General features: G+C 40.2%; 17 protein-coding genes. 15 read left to right on the top strand and 2 right to left on the bottom strand.

The window, feature by feature from the left end; all coding sequences use genetic code 11:
* Nucleotides 1-159: 159 nt before the first annotated feature.
* Both leuS and AC1M89_RS09640 read right to left on the bottom strand, forming a co-directional pair.
* Nucleotides 160-2,781 carry a leucine--tRNA ligase gene (leuS, locus tag AC1M89_RS09645; protein ID WP_481614143.1) on the bottom strand — a complete coding sequence of 874 codons (2,622 nt, stop codon included), beginning with the start codon at nt 2,779-2,781 and terminating at the stop codon, nt 160-162.
* A gap of 122 nt (nt 2,782-2,903) precedes the next feature.
* On the bottom strand, nt 2,904-3,263 hold the full coding sequence (locus AC1M89_RS09640; RefSeq protein WP_481614142.1) for a DUF4124 domain-containing protein: 360 nt from the start codon (nt 3,261-3,263) through the stop codon (nt 2,904-2,906).
* Between the two features lie 554 nt (nt 3,264-3,817).
* Between AC1M89_RS09640 and AC1M89_RS09635 the strand changes: the two genes are divergently transcribed.
* The 15 genes from AC1M89_RS09635 (at nt 3,818) to hisS (ending at nt 19,148) form a co-directional block, all read left to right on the top strand.
* Nucleotides 3,818-5,545: an acetolactate synthase 3 large subunit gene (locus AC1M89_RS09635; protein ID WP_035265632.1), complete on the top strand. Its 1,728-nt coding sequence runs from the start codon at nt 3,818-3,820 to the stop codon at nt 5,543-5,545.
* The gene (gene ilvN, locus AC1M89_RS09630; protein ID WP_035265631.1) at nt 5,542-6,033 is read left to right on the top strand and encodes an acetolactate synthase small subunit; all 492 of its coding nucleotides are present in this window, start codon (nt 5,542-5,544) and stop codon (nt 6,031-6,033) included. The genes AC1M89_RS09635 and ilvN overlap by 4 nt, the downstream gene beginning before the upstream one ends.
* A gap of 104 nt (nt 6,034-6,137) precedes the next feature.
* Nucleotides 6,138-7,154: a ketol-acid reductoisomerase gene (gene ilvC / locus AC1M89_RS09625; RefSeq protein ID WP_035265630.1), complete on the top strand. Its 1,017-nt coding sequence runs from the start codon at nt 6,138-6,140 to the stop codon at nt 7,152-7,154.
* 72 nt (nt 7,155-7,226) lie between these two features.
* Entirely contained in the window at nt 7,227-8,066 is an 840-nt protein-coding gene (locus tag AC1M89_RS09620) for a DUF2971 domain-containing protein (RefSeq protein WP_481614141.1), read from the top strand.
* Nucleotides 8,067-8,466: 400 nt separating this feature from the next.
* Nucleotides 8,467-9,465, top strand: coding sequence for an XAC2610-related protein (locus AC1M89_RS09615; protein WP_481614140.1), 999 nt, complete (start codon nt 8,467-8,469; stop codon nt 9,463-9,465).
* A 109-nt stretch (nt 9,466-9,574) separates the two neighbouring features.
* Complete coding sequence (locus tag AC1M89_RS09610) at nt 9,575-10,852, top strand: glycosyltransferase family 4 protein (protein WP_481614139.1); 1,278 nt, start codon at nt 9,575-9,577, stop codon at nt 10,850-10,852.
* 155 nt (nt 10,853-11,007) lie between these two features.
* Nucleotides 11,008-12,279 (top strand): glycosyltransferase family 4 protein, encoded by a 1,272-nt coding sequence (locus tag AC1M89_RS09605; RefSeq protein WP_481614138.1) that lies wholly within the window; start codon nt 11,008-11,010, stop codon nt 12,277-12,279.
* A gap of 19 nt (nt 12,280-12,298) precedes the next feature.
* Nucleotides 12,299-12,850, top strand: a complete 552-nt coding sequence (locus AC1M89_RS09600; protein ID WP_481589259.1) for a phosphatase PAP2 family protein — start codon at nt 12,299-12,301, stop codon at nt 12,848-12,850.
* 111 nt (nt 12,851-12,961) lie between these two features.
* Nucleotides 12,962-13,162 (top strand): Fe-S cluster assembly protein IscX, encoded by a 201-nt coding sequence (gene iscX, locus AC1M89_RS09595; RefSeq protein ID WP_035265625.1) that lies wholly within the window; start codon nt 12,962-12,964, stop codon nt 13,160-13,162.
* 109 nt (nt 13,163-13,271) lie between these two features.
* The gene (gene ndk, locus AC1M89_RS09590; protein ID WP_035265623.1) at nt 13,272-13,703 is read left to right on the top strand and encodes a nucleoside-diphosphate kinase; all 432 of its coding nucleotides are present in this window, start codon (nt 13,272-13,274) and stop codon (nt 13,701-13,703) included.
* Between the two features lie 122 nt (nt 13,704-13,825).
* Nucleotides 13,826-15,061 (top strand): dual-specificity RNA methyltransferase RlmN, encoded by a 1,236-nt coding sequence (gene rlmN / locus AC1M89_RS09585; protein ID WP_481591681.1) that lies wholly within the window; start codon nt 13,826-13,828, stop codon nt 15,059-15,061.
* 56 nt (nt 15,062-15,117) lie between these two features.
* The gene (gene pilW / locus AC1M89_RS09580; RefSeq protein ID WP_081403237.1) at nt 15,118-15,918 is read left to right on the top strand and encodes a type IV pilus biogenesis/stability protein PilW; all 801 of its coding nucleotides are present in this window, start codon (nt 15,118-15,120) and stop codon (nt 15,916-15,918) included.
* Nucleotides 15,909-16,709 (top strand): helix-turn-helix domain-containing protein, encoded by an 801-nt coding sequence (locus AC1M89_RS09575; protein ID WP_035265612.1) that lies wholly within the window; start codon nt 15,909-15,911, stop codon nt 16,707-16,709. Before pilW ends, AC1M89_RS09575 begins: the two co-directional genes overlap by 10 nt.
* Nucleotides 16,710-16,727: 18 nt before the next feature.
* The gene (gene ispG / locus AC1M89_RS09570; RefSeq protein WP_092767631.1) at nt 16,728-17,849 is read left to right on the top strand and encodes a flavodoxin-dependent (E)-4-hydroxy-3-methylbut-2-enyl-diphosphate synthase; all 1,122 of its coding nucleotides are present in this window, start codon (nt 16,728-16,730) and stop codon (nt 17,847-17,849) included.
* 3 nt (nt 17,850-17,852) lie between these two features.
* Complete coding sequence (gene hisS, locus AC1M89_RS09565; RefSeq protein ID WP_481609055.1) at nt 17,853-19,148, top strand: histidine--tRNA ligase; 1,296 nt, start codon at nt 17,853-17,855, stop codon at nt 19,146-19,148.
* Nucleotides 19,149-19,154 lie beyond the last annotated feature (6 nt).

Raw genomic sequence — 19,154 nt, 5'->3', positions numbered from 1 at the left:
GGCTTTGTTTGGGAATTGTGAAATCCTTATATTCCCCTCCTTTTAAAAGAGGTGAGAAGCAATGCTTCGCAAGGGAGATTAAATCCCTCCAAACCTCCCTTTCTTGCGCTTTGATCTAAAGCTGTGCTTTATATCTTACTCAGGGAGGCTTTAAGGTTCTTAAACCACCAAATTCACTAATTTATTTGGTACCACAATTTCTTTCTTAGTTGGGCCAGTTAAGAACTGTTGAACTTCAGGTAATGCTTTTGCCATTGCCAAGATATCATCTTTAGATGCATCTACAGACACTTCTAACTTACCACGAAGTTTACCATTCACCTGAACCACGATTGTTTGCGTATTACGTGTTAATGCAGATTCATCCACGATTGGGAATAATGTTGCATTTAACTCGATACCAAACTGCGCCAATAATGTTTCACTTAAATGCGGTGCAAATGGTGCAAGCAAAGTTAAAAGCGTTGTAATAGATTCACGTGCAACAGCAACATCGTTATCATCTTTCGCTTCAAACTTATTGTTTGCATTCAGAAGTTCCATCATCGCTGCAATCGCAGTGTTAAATGCATGACGACGTTCGATGTCATCACCCACTTTTTGGATGGTTTCGTGAGTCTTACGACGTAAGTCTTGAGCCGCAGTTGAAAGCGCAGCTTTATCAATCGCTGATGCAGTATTACCTTGTTCAAGGAAACCAGTTGCCAAGCGCCATACACGTTTTAAGAAACGGTTAGCACCTTCTACACCTGCATCAGACCATTCTAAAGATTGATCTGGTGGCGCAGCAAACATCATAAATACACGTGCCGTATCTGCGCCGTATTGGTCAATAATAGATTGTGGGTCGATACCGTTATTTTTCGATTTCGACATTTTTTCTTGACCGCCAACGATAACGTCTTGACCATCACCTTTGTATTTTGCAGATGTGATACGACCTTTTTCATCACGCTCAAGTTCGATATCCGCAGGGTTGAACCACGTTTTCTTACCTGATTCAGATTCGCGGTAATAGGTATCAGCAAGTACCATACCTTGCGTTAACAAGTTGGTGAATGGTTCGTTACCTTGTACTACACCTTCATCACGCATCAATTTGTGGAAGAAACGTGCATATAACAAATGCAGAATCGCGTGTTCAACACCACCGATGTATTGGTTTACAGGCAACCACGTTTGACCCGCTTCAGGTTTAACCATACCACCAGTATAGTCAGGAGATGCATAACGCGCATAGTACCAAGATGATTCTACAAATGTATCCAGCGTATCTGTTTCACGACGTGCGTCGCCGTTACAGCTTGGACATTTCGTTTCATAGAACTCAGGCATCTTGTTGAGAGGGTTACCTGAACCATCTGGCACAACGTCAGTTGGAAGTACAACAGGAAGTTGATCTTCAGGTACTGGTACTTGACCACAAGTTGGACAGTTAATCATTGGAATTGGACAACCCCAATAACGTTGACGAGAAACACCCCAATCACGTAAACGGAATTGAACTTTTACATTGGCAAGACCTTGAGGTTCTAGTTTCGCTAAGAATGCATCGAATGCACCTTGGAAATCTAAACCGTCAAATTCACCTGAATTAACCAGTTTGCCGTCTTTTGAGCCGTACCATTCTTGCCACTGAGTTGCATCAAAGTCTGCATCATCAGCACCTTTAGCATCAATCACTTGCTTGATGGTTAAACCATATTTATTGGCAAATTCAAAGTCACGTTCATCGTGTGAAGGCACCGCCATCACCGCACCTGAACCGTATGACATCAATACATAGTTTGCGATCCAAACAGGAACTTCTTCACCTGTTACAGGGTGCTTAACTGACAAACCTGTTGCCATGCCTTTCTTTTCAGCAGTAGCGAGGTCGGCTTCTGCCACAGAACCCATACGGCATTCTTCAATAAATGCAGCCAATTCAGGGTTAGTTTCAGCAGCTTTAAGCGCCATAGGGTGTTCTGCTGCAACTGCAACATACGTAACGCCCATTAAGGTATCGGCACGCGTGGTAAAGACTGTTAAGCCATCTGCATAAATTTCAGGATTTGCTGAAGGGAAGGTGATTTCCATCCCTTGTGAGCGACCAATCCAGTTACGTTGCATGGTCAACACTTGTTGTGGCCAACCGTCTTTTAAGGTATCTAAATCGTCAAGTAATTCTTGTGCATAATCGGTAATGCGGAAGTAGTACATTGGAATATCACGTTTTTCAACCAATGCACCTGAACGCCAACCACGACCATTTTCTACTTGTTCATTTGCAAGTACAGTTTGGTCTACAGGGTCCCAATTTACCGTTGAAAGCTTACGGTAGATTAAGCCTTTTTTATAAAGCTGAACGAATAACCATTGTTCCCAGCGATAATATTCTGGTGTACACGTTGCAAATTCACGATCCCAATCCACCGCAAGACCTAATTTTTTAAGCTGATTACGCATGTAATCGATATTTTCAAAGGTCCATTTTGCCGGTGCAACTTGGTGTGCAATCGCAGCATTTTCAGCAGGTAAACCAAACGCATCCCAACCCATTGGTTGTAATACAGTTTCACCTTTTAGACGGTGGAAGCGGCTGATCACATCACCAATCGTGTAGTTACGTACATGACCCATATGCAGTTTGCCACTTGGGTAAGGGAACATCGAGAGGATATATCGACGTGGACCTTCTACAGTGTCGGCAACTTTAAAGGCTTTGCGAGATTCCCAGTCCTGTTGAACTTGGGGCTCAATCGCACTGGCTTGGTATTCAGAGTCAATGTGAGTAGTCATATACGTAATACAAGAGAACGGTTAAAAAATTTAGCGCACAGCATAGCGCAAAACGCACCTAAAAGTGAATTTTACAAACTGAAAATGGACGCAAAACTTAAATTAAGATCAAAAAGACAATTTCACTCATTTGAAACTTGAGTTTCGCTTAATGGAGCAGCATTTGTGTTTTGTGACTCAGTATTTGAAGCACCGTTTGTGTGCTGTTGCGTTGGTAGCGTTTGAGTCTGTGAGGTTTGAGGAGCTTCGCTCGGGTTCGTATTGGTATTGACTGAGGTTGTTGGTGCTTTCCAACCATATGTTTCAACTTTACCTTTCTTTTTTGCTGATTTTGGTGGTGGGGTGGTGGTGTAGTGGGTTGAACCATTTTGATCGACCCATTTGTAATATTCTTTTGCCTGCACCATAGATGAATAAATAGAAACGAAAAAAACCGTTGATGCTAAACAAGAAAGTTTTAAAGATGATGCTAGTGAATTCATGACTTCACCTATAAAGAAATATGAGGGGAGTGAGTTCTTTTACACGTTTATATCGCAGCATTTTGCTGGATACTGATGAAGATTAATTGGTTTTATTTTAATCAAAAAAATCATTTTGCGTATAAATTGTTTTATATAAATATTAAAAATAAGTGTTTGAAATTTTTTTTATAAATCATCCAACCAAAAGTTATCGTTTGAAAAATAATCGGTTGGTAAATAAACAATAAAAAGGTTTCGGCAAACCTTGACTTTGGTCGTGAAAAAACTAAAAATGCTGCTCTAGTTTTATATGTTTTGTTCGATCACCCTTCGAATAAATATCATAGCTTGCAATAACGTTGTCTCTAAGCCGAGACAATGAAATAGCAGAAATATGTTTATCCCAACATGTTGAATATGCAGTCGCAACTCAAACGGTTGTGATCGAAAAATTTTATTATTGCAGCAAAAACGATGAAATATGTGTGCTATAACAGTGCATACAAACGAATGAATGAAACACGACTTATGTCTCCCATAACCGTCGTGGAAATAAGATTAGGGTGAATACGTTGGAACTTTTATCTGGTGGTGAAATGCTTGTTCGCGCATTGGCGGACGAAGGCGTTGAACATGTTTTTGGATATCCAGGCGGCGCAGTTTTACACATTTACGACGCGCTATTCAAACAAGACAAAATTAATCATTACCTCGTGCGTCATGAGCAAGCTGCTGGTCATATGGCAGATGCATACTCGCGCGTAACAGGTAAGACAGGTGTTGTACTGGTGACTTCGGGTCCAGGTGCGACTAACACTGTGACACCAATCGCGACAGCTTACATGGACTCAATCCCAATGGTGATTTTGTCTGGTCAGGTTGCAAGCCATTTGATTGGTGAAGATGCATTCCAAGAAACGGATATGGTGGGTATTTCTCGTCCAATCGTGAAACACAGTTTCCAAGTGCGTCATGCGAGTGAAATTCCAGCGGTTATTAAAAAAGCTTTCTATATCGCGTCATCAGGTCGTCCAGGTCCTGTGGTTGTTGATATTCCAAAAGATGCAACAAACCCTGCTGAAAAATTTGCATACGAATATCCTGAAAAAGTAAAAATGCGCTCTTACCAGCCGCCACACCGTGGTCATACTGGTCAGATCCGCAAAGCTATTGATGAATTGATCAATGCTAAACGTCCTATTATTTATACGGGCGGTGGTGTTGTTCAAGGCAATGCATCACATTTATTGACTGAATTAGCACATCTATTGGGTTATCCAGTAACCAATACATTGATGGGGCTAGGTGCATTCCCTGGTAATGATCCTCAATTTATTGGTATGTTGGGTATGCATGGGACATATGAAGCGAACATGACCATGGGTCACGCTGATGTGATTCTATGTGTTGGTGCGCGTTTCGATGACCGTGTAACCAATAATCCTGCAAAATTCTGTCCAAATGCGAAAGTGATTCACATTGATATCGATCCTGCTACGATTTCAAAAACAATCATGGCGCATATCCCAATCGTGGGTGCGGTAGAGCCAGTTCTTCAAGAAATGTTAGCGCAATTAAAACAGCTGAATATTTCTAAGCCGAACCCTGAAGCTATTGCGGATTGGTGGAAACAAATCAATGAGTGGCGTCAGGTTCATGGTTTGAAATATGAAAAACCAACTGACGGTACGATGAAACCTCAACAAGTTGTTCAAGCTTTAGATAAAGTAACGAACAGCCAAGCAATCATCACTTCTGACGTTGGTCAACATCAGATGTTTGGTGCGTTGTATTACAAATACACACGTCCACGTCAATGGATTAACTCAGGTGGCTTAGGCACGATGGGTGTTGGTCTTCCATATGCGATGGCGGCTAAGCTTGCATTCCCTGACCAACAAGTTGTTTGTATTACAGGTGAAGCATCCATTCAGATGTGTATCCAAGAGCTTTCAACATGTAAGCAATATGGCCTAAATGTTAAAATCTTGTGCTTAAACAACCGTGCTTTAGGTATGGTGAAACAATGGCAAGATATGAATTATGAAGGTCGTCACTCAAGTTCATATGTTGAGTCATTGCCTGACTTTGCGAAGTTGATGGAAGCTTACGGACATGTAGGTATTCAAATTGATCATGCCGATGAGCTTGAATCGAAGCTTGCAGAAGCAATGGCGATTAATGATAAATGTGTATTCATCAACGTGATGGTTGACCGTACTGAGCATGTTTATCCGATGTTAATCGCGGGTCAATCTATGACAGATATGTGGTTATCTAAAGGGGAGCGCACAGCATGAGACATATCATCTCTGTTCTCATTGAGAACGAATCTGGCGCGCTTTCACGTTTAGTGGGTTTGTTCTCACAACGTGGCTATAACATTGAAACTTTGAACGTTGCGCCAACAGAAGACCCAACAATGTCTCGTTTGACATTGACGACTTATGGTGATGATCACAAGATTGAGCAAATCACAAAACAACTCAACAAACTTGTTGAAGTGGTTAAGGTGGTTGACCTTTCTGAAGGTTCACACATTGAACGTGAATTGATGTTAATCAAAGTAAAAGCATTGGGGTCTGCGCGTGCTGAAATTAAACGCACAGCAGATATCTTCCGCGGACAAATCGTGGATGTAACACCAACGACTTACACGATTCAAATCGCGGGTACAACTGAGAAAATTGATGGTTTTATTGATGCTTTGGCAGAGAATACCATTCTTGAAGTTGTACGTTCAGGTGTGTCTGGTATCGCACGTGGCGAAAAAGTTTTAACAATCTAATTTTTTATTAACAAATTCTTCCCTCCTCCGAGAGGAGGGGGTTGGCGAACCACATTAACATTCGCTAATCAAACGGAAGCCAAAGCATTTTAGCGGAGACAGCAATGCAAATTTTTTATGATAAAGACTGCGACTTATCTATCATCCAATCTAAGAAAGTAGCAATCATTGGTTACGGTTCACAAGGTCACGCTCACGCGCTTAACCTTAAAGATTCTGGCGTTGACGTAACTGTTGGTTTACGTGCTGGTTCTGCTTCTTGGAAAAAAGCTGAAAATTCTGGTCTTAAAGTTGCTGAAGTTCCTGCTGCTGTAGCTCAAGCTGACGTAGTAATGATCTTGACTCCAGATGAATTCCAAGCTCAACTTTACCGTGATGTAATTGAGCCAAACATCAAGCAAGGTGCTACTCTAGCATTTGCTCATGGTTTCTCTGTTCTTTATAACCAAGTTGTTCCACGTGCTGACTTAGACGTAATCATGGTTGCTCCAAAAGCACCTGGTCACACTGTACGTTCTGAATACCAACGTGGTTCAGGTGTTCCTGATCTTATCGCGATTCACCAAGATGCTTCTGGTAATGCACGTAACCTTGCGCTTTCTTACGCTTCAGGTGTTGGTGGCGGTCGTACAGGTATTATCGAAACTTCATTCCGTGAAGAAACTGAAACTGACCTTTTCGGTGAGCAAGCAGTTCTTTGTGGTGGTGCTGTTGAACTTGTTAAAATGGGCTTCGAAACTCTTGTTGAAGCTGGTTATGCGCCAGAAATGGCTTACTTCGAATGTCTACACGAACTTAAATTGATCGTTGACTTAATGTTCGAAGGCGGTATCGCGGACATGAACTACTCTGTATCTAACAATGCTGAGTACGGTGAATATGTTACTGGTGTCGAAGTAATCAACGAACAGTCTCGTGAAGCGATGCGTAATGCGCTTAAACGTATTCAATCTGGTGAATATGCGAAGATGTTCATCCAAGAAGGTGCATTGAACTACCCATCTATGACTGCTCGTCGTCGTCAAAACGCTGCTCACGGTATCGAAGTCACTGGTGCTAAATTGCGTGCGATGATGCCTTGGATTCAAGCAAACAAAATCGTAGACAAAGAAAAGAACTAATTTTCTTATCTAGCTGATTTTTATGCTATAAAAAACCCTGCGAAAGCGGGGTTTTTTTGTGGGATAAGAATAATGATTTTATATAAGTATGTGGGTTTTGAGGCGGGTTTAAAAATATTAGAGACAAATAGCTTGGGGTTTTCAAATCTAGAAGATTTGAATGACCCATTTGAATGTACAGGATTTGGTTTTTATAATTTAGATGTTCCAGTGTCAGTTGCTATTAATGCATTTAGAATTAATTTCTCAAGAAAATATGCGGTCTTGAGCTTAACAAGATCTGCCCTTAATCCATTAATGCGGGCACATTATGGTGATAGTCATAGAGGAATAGTTATTGGTGTAGATACAAAAAAAGCAGGTTTTGATGATGATAATAAATTTATTATACCTTCAACCAAAGGAGAGCTTAGATATTTAAAGACTGTTCCAAAAGGAGTTTTAAAAGCCAATATTGATGACCTAATGATTGTGGGAGATTCTGAAAACTTGAATTGGCGTACTAAGGAGGATTTATTGAAGCATGCTTTGCTATACAAGATGCAAGAATGGGCTTACGAGGAAGAAATCCGAATTGTAAAAAATTTAAGTTCTGTTGAGTTTGGATATCATTCTTCTAAGCTTACTGAAGCGATAATCGATAATCAGATTTGGAGAAGAGTTCAACTGGAAACACGACCAATTTATACATTGCAATTGCCTGCAGAATCCATGGTGGAAGTGTATGTTGGAAAAAATGCTTATATTGATCAACGTAGAAAGCAAGACAAAATCAAACCAATCATAGATCATAAAGTTGAGAGGATTGAACAGTTAAAAATGATTTGTCAGCTAAGACAAATACCATTAAAGGGTGTAAGTGTGAACTTAGAAACTTGGGCTTTGCAAAGCCGAATAATTAGTTTGGATTAATTCTTAATTTTAGTTGTCTATTTCTTATTTTTAAATTCTATCCTTTTTTATATCTCCCAAAAGCTAAATATAAAGTGAAGGTTCATATCTTATTTGGTGAAATTATTTTTATATTGCTAAACCCTATTTAGGCCATTTACTGATTAAATCCAAAACTAATTTTAATCATTTTCATAACCTCAGGATATTGATAATAAGTCACCGATATTTTAGGAACTTTGAATTCTGAGACTTGTCTTTTTGTAATGCATTGAAAAAAAAGACGACAGGCATGATAAAAATAGTCATTAAAAAGTAACTCAATGACAGGTAGATTAAGTTGCAGTCGACAGAGGCTTAGCTAAACACAATAATCAGTATCTAACAAGAACACTTAATAACTCAAGGATTGAGGTTGGGAATGAAATTAACGTTTGTATGTTACTTATTGGCGATCTTGCCAATCTGTGGATGGGCGCAACAAACAACTGATATTGAGCAAAAAACGCCAAATAGTGATGCTGAGCTTGTCTTAGATAATGTTCGCATATCAATGCAGCGGTTATTGAGGTCAACAGACAACGAATATTTTTTGAGTCTTTATATGGATGTGCTTCATCCAAATGCAACGCTTACTTCCTTCAAAGACAACGTCACTATCCAATTAAAAGGGGAGCAAAAAGGCGATCAAGTTCTTTTTAAAGCAGAACAACCGAGTGATGATTCAAATGCAATTCAAGAGTTGAAAGGACAGCTTAACTATAAAACGAATGTATTTAAATCTACATTGGTCAATCATGCGGGTGTGATTCGAATAAAGAAATTCGAGCCTGCTTTTAAAGTAAAAAATATGTCTGATGTGAGTTTTAATTTCTATGGCATATCTAAAGCTAACTATCCTTTCAAACGATTTATGACACGTATCGAGGTGTTTGACAAAGCCAATCAAAAAAGCATGCAAATACTTGAAGGCTTTCAAGCGTTTCCCAATAGTATTGGTTATATGGATGTGAATTTTGATGGTTACTATGATGTAGTGCTCTCTGATCTGTCAGAGGATAAAACGCTTCAAGATCGTCGTTTTATTTACTGGATTTATGATTCTGTTCAACAAAAATTTAACCGTGCAGAGCAGTACGAGCAAATCGTTGGATTTCCACTGTTACATGGTGATAAACAGCACATCGATTTTTCTAATGGACAGGTTTATACAATTGTTGAAGGCAGTTTGAAACCAGTTGCAGTTAACGCTGAACAAGAAACTAAACAATTAGAAGATCGGACATCATCAGAATCCTCTGTAGCACTTCAAGGAGAAAACTTGGAAAAACGGATTGAAGAACCACCAGTTAACTCTGGTCAAAAGCAAGAGAATGAGCTAGGCAGTGATGTAGATCGTGTTCAAGAGCAAGAGCCTTAAAAATGTGAAAATTTGAATGAGCCTTATGACAAGGCTGTCATGAAACCATCATCATATTGAAATTATGTTCTTTTAAATTTTAGGAATAACATTAATAAAAGGTGTGATGATGGCACTCCTAAACATGCAAGTAATAAAACAAAAAAAACTCTTTGAATTATTGGATATCAAAAAAAATACGTCATTTGAGGATTTTATTCTTCTCCCTGAGGCTGATCAGCCTAAACGACATCCTCAATTAAAAATTGCCATTGTGACTGAGACATGGTCACCAGAGATTAATGGTGTTGCAAACTCGCTGATGAATTTATGTCTGGGTTTGCAGAAGCGAGGTCATCAAATTTTGTTGATACGACCTCAACCCAAAGTGAAATGTAGACGGTTTAAACCTGATGCAGAGTGTTGGGTGCATGCTCAAGCGATTCCGAAATATCCCACCTTACAGTTCGGTTGGCCACAGTTTTCTAAAATCTCAAAAGCGGTTGAGGTATTTAAGCCAGATGTTGTGCATATTGTGACAGAGGGACCATTGGGATTTGCGAGTCTAATGGTAGCTAAATCTCAGAATATTCCTGTTTCAAGTGGTTTTCACTCTGCCTTTCAAGAGTTTAGTCGATACTTTGAGTTTCCTTTTCTCGTTAAACCTATCTCAAAATATTTAACATGGTTTCACAATAAGACAGACGTGACTTGTGTGCCAAGTTTAGATACACAGCATGCTTTAAAACAAATGGGAGTAAGCGGTGAGTTAAGGGTGGTGGGGAGAGGTGTTGATACCCAATTATTTAATCCGAATAAAAGATCGGAGTTGCTCAGAGAGCAATGGAATGCAAATGAGCATACACGAGTACTGATTTCTGTTGGTCGGTTGTCACCTGAAAAGGAAGTAGACCTGATTATTCGGACTTTTTTGAAAATGCAAGGTGAGGTTGAGCATCATACTAAATTGGTCATTGTCGGAGATGGACCAGATCGAGTAAGGCTTGAAGCTCTTGCGGGTCATCATCCCGATATTATTTTTATGGGAAGTTTGACTGGCGATGATTTGGCATGTGCATATGCCAGTGCAGATGTGTTTATCTTTCCAAGTCAAGTTGAAACCTTTGGAAATGTCGCGATTGAAGCATTAGCAAGTGGTTTGCCAGTGGTGGCTTATGATTATGCATGTGCCAAACTGCATGTTGTGCATGATGAAACGGGATGGTTGATCCTTCTCGGTGATGTAGAAATGTTTGAACGAGCAATGACAGCAACATTGAATCAACCCGATTTAAAAATAATGGGTGAGAAAGCGCATCTTGCAGTTGCTGCAACAGGATGGTTGAAACCTATTATTGATTTTGAGCAAGCGTTATTTTTTGCTGTGCATCGTACTTTATTTCACTAAGTTATCTTGAATTTGTAGATTCTTGTCGCGTGTTTGAGGGTGGTCGGTGAATCAGTCATCTATTCTAATTATGACAAGTATTTAATGAAATCATCATCATAATGAAATGATCCATCTCTAAAGTAAAAGTATGAAAAAAATACAAAAGAGGTGTGATGATGGGAATCATGGACACTGTATTGCCTAGATCGACAACGCAATATGATCACCAGAGGCTAAAATTTAAAAATCAAAACTCCGATCGTGATGTATCGGTGCTTGAGCAATTGGGGCGATCTAGATTAAAAATAGCTGTCGTTACGGAGACATGGCCGCCAGAACTGAATGGTGTTTCATTGTCTTTACTACAGATTTGCAAAGGTCTACAGAAACTTGGTCACAAAATTCTATTGGTACGACCTTCACAAAAACAAATATGTTCGGAATTTTCACCGAACCGTGAGTGTTTGGTGAATGGTCAAACCATTCCGAAGTATGCCCATATGCAATTTGGCTGGCCACAGTATGGCAAAGTGGCTAAAGCATTTGATGAATTTCAACCAGATTTGGTGCATATCGTGACGGAAGGACCATTAGGTTTAGCGGTACTTCAGCTCTCAAAAAACAAAAAGATTCCTGTGAGTAGTGGTTTTCATTCTGCTTTTCATGACTTTAGTCGTTTTTATGATCTTGCATTTATGGTCAAGCCGATTCAGCACTATCTCAAATGGTTTCATAACAATACGCAATTGACCTGTGTACCAAGTCAGGACTCGGCTGATGCGATACGTAACTTTGGTGTTACATGTCAAGTTGAAGTGATTAAGACTGGGGTGGATGTTGAAAAGTTTTCACCTACTTTTCGAAGTGTGCAACTCAGACGACAATGGGATGCTTGTGAGAATACAACTGTGCTGCTTTATGTTGGTCGTGTTTCACCTGAAAAAGAAATTCAGGTGTTAATTGATGCCTATTTAAAACTTAAAACACGAACAACGCGCAGATTTAAGTTGGTCATCGTGGGGGATGGGCCCGATTATTCACGTTTGGTTCGTCACAGCAAACATACCGATATCATCTTTACTGGAAGCTTAAGTGGTACAAATCTTGCTGAATCATTTGCAAGCGCAGATGTATTTGTTTTTGCCAGTCAAGTAGAGACATTTGGCAATGTCGTGCTTGAAGCGATGGCGAGTGCATTGCCTGTGGTTGCTTATGATTATGCTTGTGCTAAGCAGTATTTAGATGCGGAAACAGCATGGTTAGCACCTTTGGGTGAGCCTGCAACCTTGGTTCAATATATTGTTAATCTGCCCCAAAACAAACGCTTGCATGCAATGGGGATGCAGGCAATGAAAAAAGTACAACAAGTCGGATGGCAACATCCAGTTCAACAACTCGAACATGCATTTTATCGTGTCGTGCAGCAGAAAACGCTCACGGCCTGAACGATAGGAGTAGAGTGAAATGAATTTTAAAAATACCAAAATAAAAATACTCGATCTTGATCTAAGAGGATGTCTCTATTTCAATAATCTATCGCATACACAAAGTATTGCACTCATTTTTAAAATTATTAGTCGGCTCGGAGATGGAGTTTTTTGGTACATGATGGTGGCGTTGGTGTGGCTACTGCAAGGACCGCAATACACTATTCAAATTTTATATATTGTTGTTGCTGCTTCGTTAGGTACGCTGATTTATAAAATTTTAAAAACAAAAACAGTACGTCCACGACCATACCAAGTTCACCAAGTTATTCATATCGGCGAAAGACCACTAGATCATTTTAGTTTTCCATCTGGTCATACATTGCATGCAGTAATGGCAACAATCGTATTGGGTTATGTAGAGCCTGTCTTGCTGATTATGATGATGCCATTTACCATTTTGGTTGCGTTGTCGCGCATGGTATTGGGATTGCATTACCCAACTGATGTTTTAGTTGGTGCCTTAATTGGGGCGACGGTTGCGAGTGGTATTATCTTGGCTGCTCCAGTATTGAATATCATATTGTGAGGGTAAGTTGATTGCATGGTAAGGCGTACAAAAGCAATATAATTGTACGTGTTGATTTGCTTTTTGCTAAAATTAAGCCATGAATTTACCAAAGATGATTTAGGAATAAGTATGGGTTTACGTTGGACAGACACCCTTGATATCGCAATTGAACTGTATGAAGCCCATCCAGATGTAGATCCACAATGGATCCGTTTTACTGATCTTCATGCATGGGTTTGTGCGCTTCCAGAGTTCGAAGATGATCCAAACAAATCAACAGAAGGATTGTTAGAAGCAATTCAAATGGCTTGGATTGACGAAGCTCGATAATTCATCGATCGAAAAAAACCATTTTTTTACACGCGAAAAGCAGATAATCGCGCATTATTCGGTATAATGCGCCAAAATTTTCATGTCAATTTGACTAAAGGAGCCAATCATGGCTATTGAACGTACTTTATCTATCGTTAAACCAGATGCAGTTGCTAAAAACCACATCGGTGACATCTTTGCTCGTTTCGAAAAAGCTGGTCTTAAAATCGTTGCGACTAAAATGAAACATTTAACTCAAGCTGAAGCTGAAGGCTTCTATGCTGAGCACAAAGAACGTGGTTTCTTTGCTGACCTCGTTGCGTTCATGACTTCTGGTCCAGTTGTTGTATCAGTTCTTGAAGGTGAAAACGCAGTTCTTGCTCACCGTGACATCCTTGGCGCTACTAACCCTAAAGAAGCTGCTCCAGGTACAATCCGCGCTGACTTCGCTGTAAGCATCGACGAAAATGCTGCTCACGGTTCTGACTCTGTAGCATCTGCTGATCGTGAAGTTAACTACTTCTTCGCTCAAACTGAGATCGCTCCACGTACTCGTTAATTCGCAGTATTCAAACCAGATAAGTGCTATACTGCTTATCTGGTTTTTTTATTTCTGAAAGATTTTATTGCTTGAAAATTGAGCATGTTCTTTTATCCCACATTATGGTTTAGGTAATACTCATGAATTCTGAAGTTGTCGCTTCATCCGTCAATTTAGATGAACAACAGCCCACTACTGTTCAAGTACAGCAGGCTGATACTGTACAGAAAGTGAATTTACTTGGCCTGTCACGTCCGCAAATGGAAAAATTCTTTGAGGATATGGGGGAGAAAAAGTTCCGTGCGGGTCAGGTGATGAAATGGATTCATCAGTTCTTCGTTACTGATTTTGCTGAAATGACTAATATTTCAGGGAAATTACGTGAAAAACTTGAAAAGATTTGTGAAATTAAAGCACCAGAAGTCGTGCATAAAAACTATTCTAAAGATGGAACACGTAAGTGGGTATTCCGTGTAGGTGATGGTGCGGGTTCTTTGGTTGAAACAGTACTGATTCCTGCTGAGGATAAAACGGGTTCGCGTAAAACCTTATGTATTTCATCACAAGTCGGTTGTGCTTTGGACTGTTCGTTCTGTTCAACCGGAAAACAAGGTTTCCAACGCGATTTAACTCAGGCTGAAATTATTGGTCAGTTGTGGATGGCGAACTATTCCTATATGGAAGATGTGCCTGTTGCTGAACGTGAGCGCTCTGTGACCAACGTGGTAATGATGGGTATGGGCGAACCATTATTGAACTATGATGCTGTGCTTAACTCAATGCGTATCATGCTTGATGATTTCGCCTATGGAATGTCTAAACGCCGTGTCACACTGTCAACTTCAGGGGTTGTGCCGAAGATAGATCAATTGGCTCAAGACATTGATGTTGCTCTTGCAATTTCATTGCATGCAACCAATGATGAGTTACGTAACGAATTAGTACCAATTAATAAAAAATATCCGTTAGACCAACTCATTGCAGCGTGTCAGCGTTACATCACTAAAGATGGTAATGAAAGTGCACGTAAGCATGTCACAATTGAGTATGTCATGTTAGACGGGGTCAACGATCATCCTGAACATGCACAGCAGATGATTAAGTTGTTGAAAAATTTACCAAGTAAAATTAACTTGATTCCATTTAATCCATTCCCACATGCACCATACGGGCGTTCGAGCCGAAATCGCATCATTTCTTTCCAAAAAACTTTGTCTGATGCTGGTTTTGTGTGTACGATTCGTCAGACACGTGGGGATGATATTGACGCAGCTTGTGGTCAATTGGTAGGTCAAGTGGCTGACCGTACTCGTCGTGCAGAACAATGGAAGAAAAAAGTGCTAGAACGTAATGAAATTATGCGTTCACAAGGCTAGTTGTATCATTTAGATGTGAATGATTAAAAAGAGGGAGGCATCATTTGAGCAAGCCGATGTATAAAAAAATAGTCATGACGATGACAGTCGCTTTATCTGGATTGCTTTTCTTTGGATGCCAAACTACCAGTGGCGATACGAGCAAAAAGGATCCTGAGAAATCAGTGAAAGTTCGTACCCAAATGGCGGCTGAATATATTCGGAATGGGAATTTAGATGCTGCCAAACGTGTGCTTGATCAGGCATTAGAGGTTAATTCGCGCGATTCAACTGCAAATATGATGATGGGGGTGTTGCTTCAGCAAGAAGGAAGTGACATCAACATGCAACGTGCAGATCATTATTTTTCTCGTGCTATTTCAATTGATCCTAAAAATGCGCAAGCACGTAACAACTATGGTACGTATTTGTATCAAGTGAAACGATATAATGATGCTGTTAAACAGCTTTCAATTGCAGGCGCAACGCTTGGATATGACCAACGTCATCGTGCATTAGAAAACCTTGGACGGATTTATCTGATTCAAGGGGATATACCGAATGCTGAAAAAACGTTCAAACAAGCACTGCAAGTCAATCGTGACTCCACTGTTTCAATGATAGAGTTAGCAGAGATATTTTATCTGCAAAAGAATAATATTGCCGCGCGTCAGCTATATGAGCAATTTGTACTCAAAGTTGGCCAGCAAAATCAAGGTGCGCGAGCACTCTGGATTGGTTTACGTATCGCACGTGCCAATGGTGATAGAACGGGAATGTATGTGCTGGTGAATCAGTTGCGTACTTTATTTCCAAATAGTCAAGAATTTCAACGTTATTTGCAATTACAGTTCAATACTGAGGCCGTATGGAAGTAAATCCTAATTCACAGCAACCTACTGGTTCAAACGTAGCACCTAATGCTTTAGGAAATATTCAACGCCCTGGCGAGTATTTGCGTCAAATCCGTATATCTCAACAACGTGATCTGGTCAAAGTTGCTGGTGATTTAAAAATGCCAGTAAAAACGCTTGAAGCGTTAGAGCAAGACGAATACAAATCTTTGCCAGAAGCGACTTTCATTAAGGGATATTATCGTTCGTATGCGAAGTATCTCAAAGTTGATGCCTCTGCTTTAATTCAACGTTTTGATGAAATCTATCAAAATGATACAGGTTTACTGCCAAATCATGCTTTGAACAATTCTCCAATTAAAATTATGGGGAAACTTCCTGGCTCGAAAAGTGTACGTAACCGCAAGTGGATTAAACGCATCGTGATTGCGTTAATTATTTTGGGCGTGGCTTGGCTATTAATCTCCGCAATCCAAAAATGGGCGGCTAAAGGCGATTCGTCAAATACTGATACGAATCAGTCCAATAATGTCCAAATTCTGACCTTAAACAATGGTACAGGCACAACTGAAGCAGTATCAGGCGATACGATGAATCTCAGTTTTAGCCGCCCTACATCAGTACACATTGTGGACAGTACGGGTAAAGTTTTAGCAACTGGACGCCAATCAACTGCGATTAGTTTGAATGGACAGTCTCCATTCCAAATTCGATTAGATGATGCTCAAGCCGTTTCATTAAGTTTAAATAATGAAAATATTTCATTGTCACCATATACCGTAAACGGAAAAGCTGAATTCCGTTTATCACGTTAATGGGTTAAAGGTAAAACGATGATCGAGAATCCGATTCGACGCAAACCAACACGTAAAATTCGCGTAGGTTCTGTGTATGTGGGGGGCGATGCGCCAATCAGTATTCAAAGCATGACCAATACTGAAACTTGTGATGTAGCTGCAACAGTTGCACAAATTCAACGTTGTGTGGATGCTGGCGCAGATATTATGCGTGTGTCTGTACCGAGTATGGAAGCCGCTGCTGCTTTTGGAGAAATCCGTAAACAAGTGCAAGTTCCACTCGTTGCCGATATCCATTTTGACTATAAAATTGCTTTGGCTGTTGCAGATTTGGGTGCAGATTGTCTGCGTATCAACCCAGGGAATATCGGTTCAGAAGCAAAAATTCGCGAAGTGGTTGCTGCTGCTCGTCACAACGATATTTCAATGCGAATTGGTGTCAATGCAGGCTCTCTCGAAAAAGATATTCAAAAGAAATATGGTGAGCCAACAGGTCAAGCTTTGCTTGAGTCAGCAATGCGTCATATTGATATTTTAGATCGTTTGGATTTCCAAGAGTTTAAAGTGTCAGTGAAAGCATCGAATGTCTTTTTGACGATGGATGCTTATCGCTTGTTGTCACAACAAATTGACAACCCGTTACATTTAGGAGTGACTGAAGCTGGAATTTACCGTACTGGTTCGGTGAAGTCGGCAATTGCACTGGGCGGATTGTTAATGGAAGGCATTGGCGACACCATGCGAATTTCATTAGCAGCGGAACCTGAGGAAGAAATCAAAATTGGTTTTGATATTCTTAAATCTTTGGGCTTACGTTCAAATGGTATTAACTTTATTGCTTGCCCAAGTTGTTCACGTCAAGAATTTAATGTCATCAAAGTGATGCAAATGCTTGAAGAGCGTTTGGAAGATGTACGTACTCCAATGGATGTTTCTGTCATCGGGTGTAAAGTCAACGGTCCTGGTGAAGCTAAAGAAGCTGATATTGGCGTAGTGGGTGCAAGTCCACGTTCACTGGTGTATCGTAATGGTGAAAAGAGTCATTTAATTGACACAAATCAATTGGTTGACGAAATCGAAAATATGGTTCGTCAACGTGTTAACGAGCTTGAAAAAGCTAAATCAAAAGAGATTATTCGCACAGGTTTTTCTGAGTAGATCATGAGTTCAATCGTCGCAATCAAAGGTTTTAATGACATTCTCCCAACGCAAACCCCAGCTTGGAGACGTCTTGAACAGCATCTGTCTGGTTTGATGGATGCCTATGGCTATCAACAAATTCGTTTGCCGATGGTTGAACAGACAAACTTGTTCAAGCGTTCTATTGGTGATGCAACGGATATCGTTGAAAAAGAGATGTATACGTTCTTAGATAAAGGTAATCCTCCTGAGTCTTTGACTTTACGTCCTGAAGGTACTGCGGGTTGTGTACGTGCTATGCTCGAACATAATTTGCTTCGTGGTGCGACACCGCGTGTTTGGTATATTGGACCGATGTTCCGTTATGAAAAACCGCAAAAAGGTCGTTACCGTCAATTTCATCAATTTGGTGTGGAAACGTTTGGTGTTGCAACTCCTGATCAAGATGCTGAACTGATTTTGATGACTGCGCGTCTGTGGAAACGGATGGGTGTTGCGGACAAAGTTCAATTAGAGCTTAATACTTTAGGTGAGTCAGATGAGCGTGCAGCTTATCGTGCAGCCTTGGTTGAGTTTTTAGAATCACATAAGTCAGATTTAGATGAAGATTCGCAACGTCGTTTAACGACGAATCCACTGCGTATTTTGGACTCTAAAGATGCAAAAACTCAAAGCATTTTAGAAAATGCGCCTAAACTTCATGACTTTATGGGTGAGGAGACGCTGGCACATTTCCAACAATTACAGCAATATCTAACTGATGCAGGTATTTCATTTGTCATTAACCAAAAGTTGGTTCGTGGCTTGGATTACTATAATAAAACTGTATTTGAATGGACGACGACACATCTCGGTTCACAGGGTACGGTTTGTGCTGGTGGTCGTTATGATGGTTTAGTGGGCCAGTTAAAAGGTAAACCAGATCAATCGGTTCCTGCGGTTGGTTTTGCAATGGGTATTGAGCGTTTATTGCTTCTTTTAGAACAAGTAGAAGACAATACACCAGTACGTGATTGTGAAGTATTTTTACTTGCAGATCCTGCGACGCAAGGTAAAGCTTTAGTTTTGGCTGAGCAAATTCGAGATCAACTTGAAGCTGCAAGCAGTTCAGTGCGTCTGAAAGTTGGCTCTCAAGGTTCGATGAAAAGTCAAATGAAAAAAGCGGATCAGTCCGGTGCAATTTATGCCTTAATCTTTGGTGAGCGTGAAGCTGAGGCGCAACAACTTTCAGTCAAAGAGTTGGCTACAGCAGAGCAGACACAAGTAGCGGTCAATGACATTGTGCCGTTCATCATTGATAAACTATCTTCAAAATAAATTTAA

The organism is Acinetobacter sp. ANC_7635, assembly GCF_056779945.1.
This window is presented reverse-complemented; position numbering and strand designations above follow the sequence as displayed.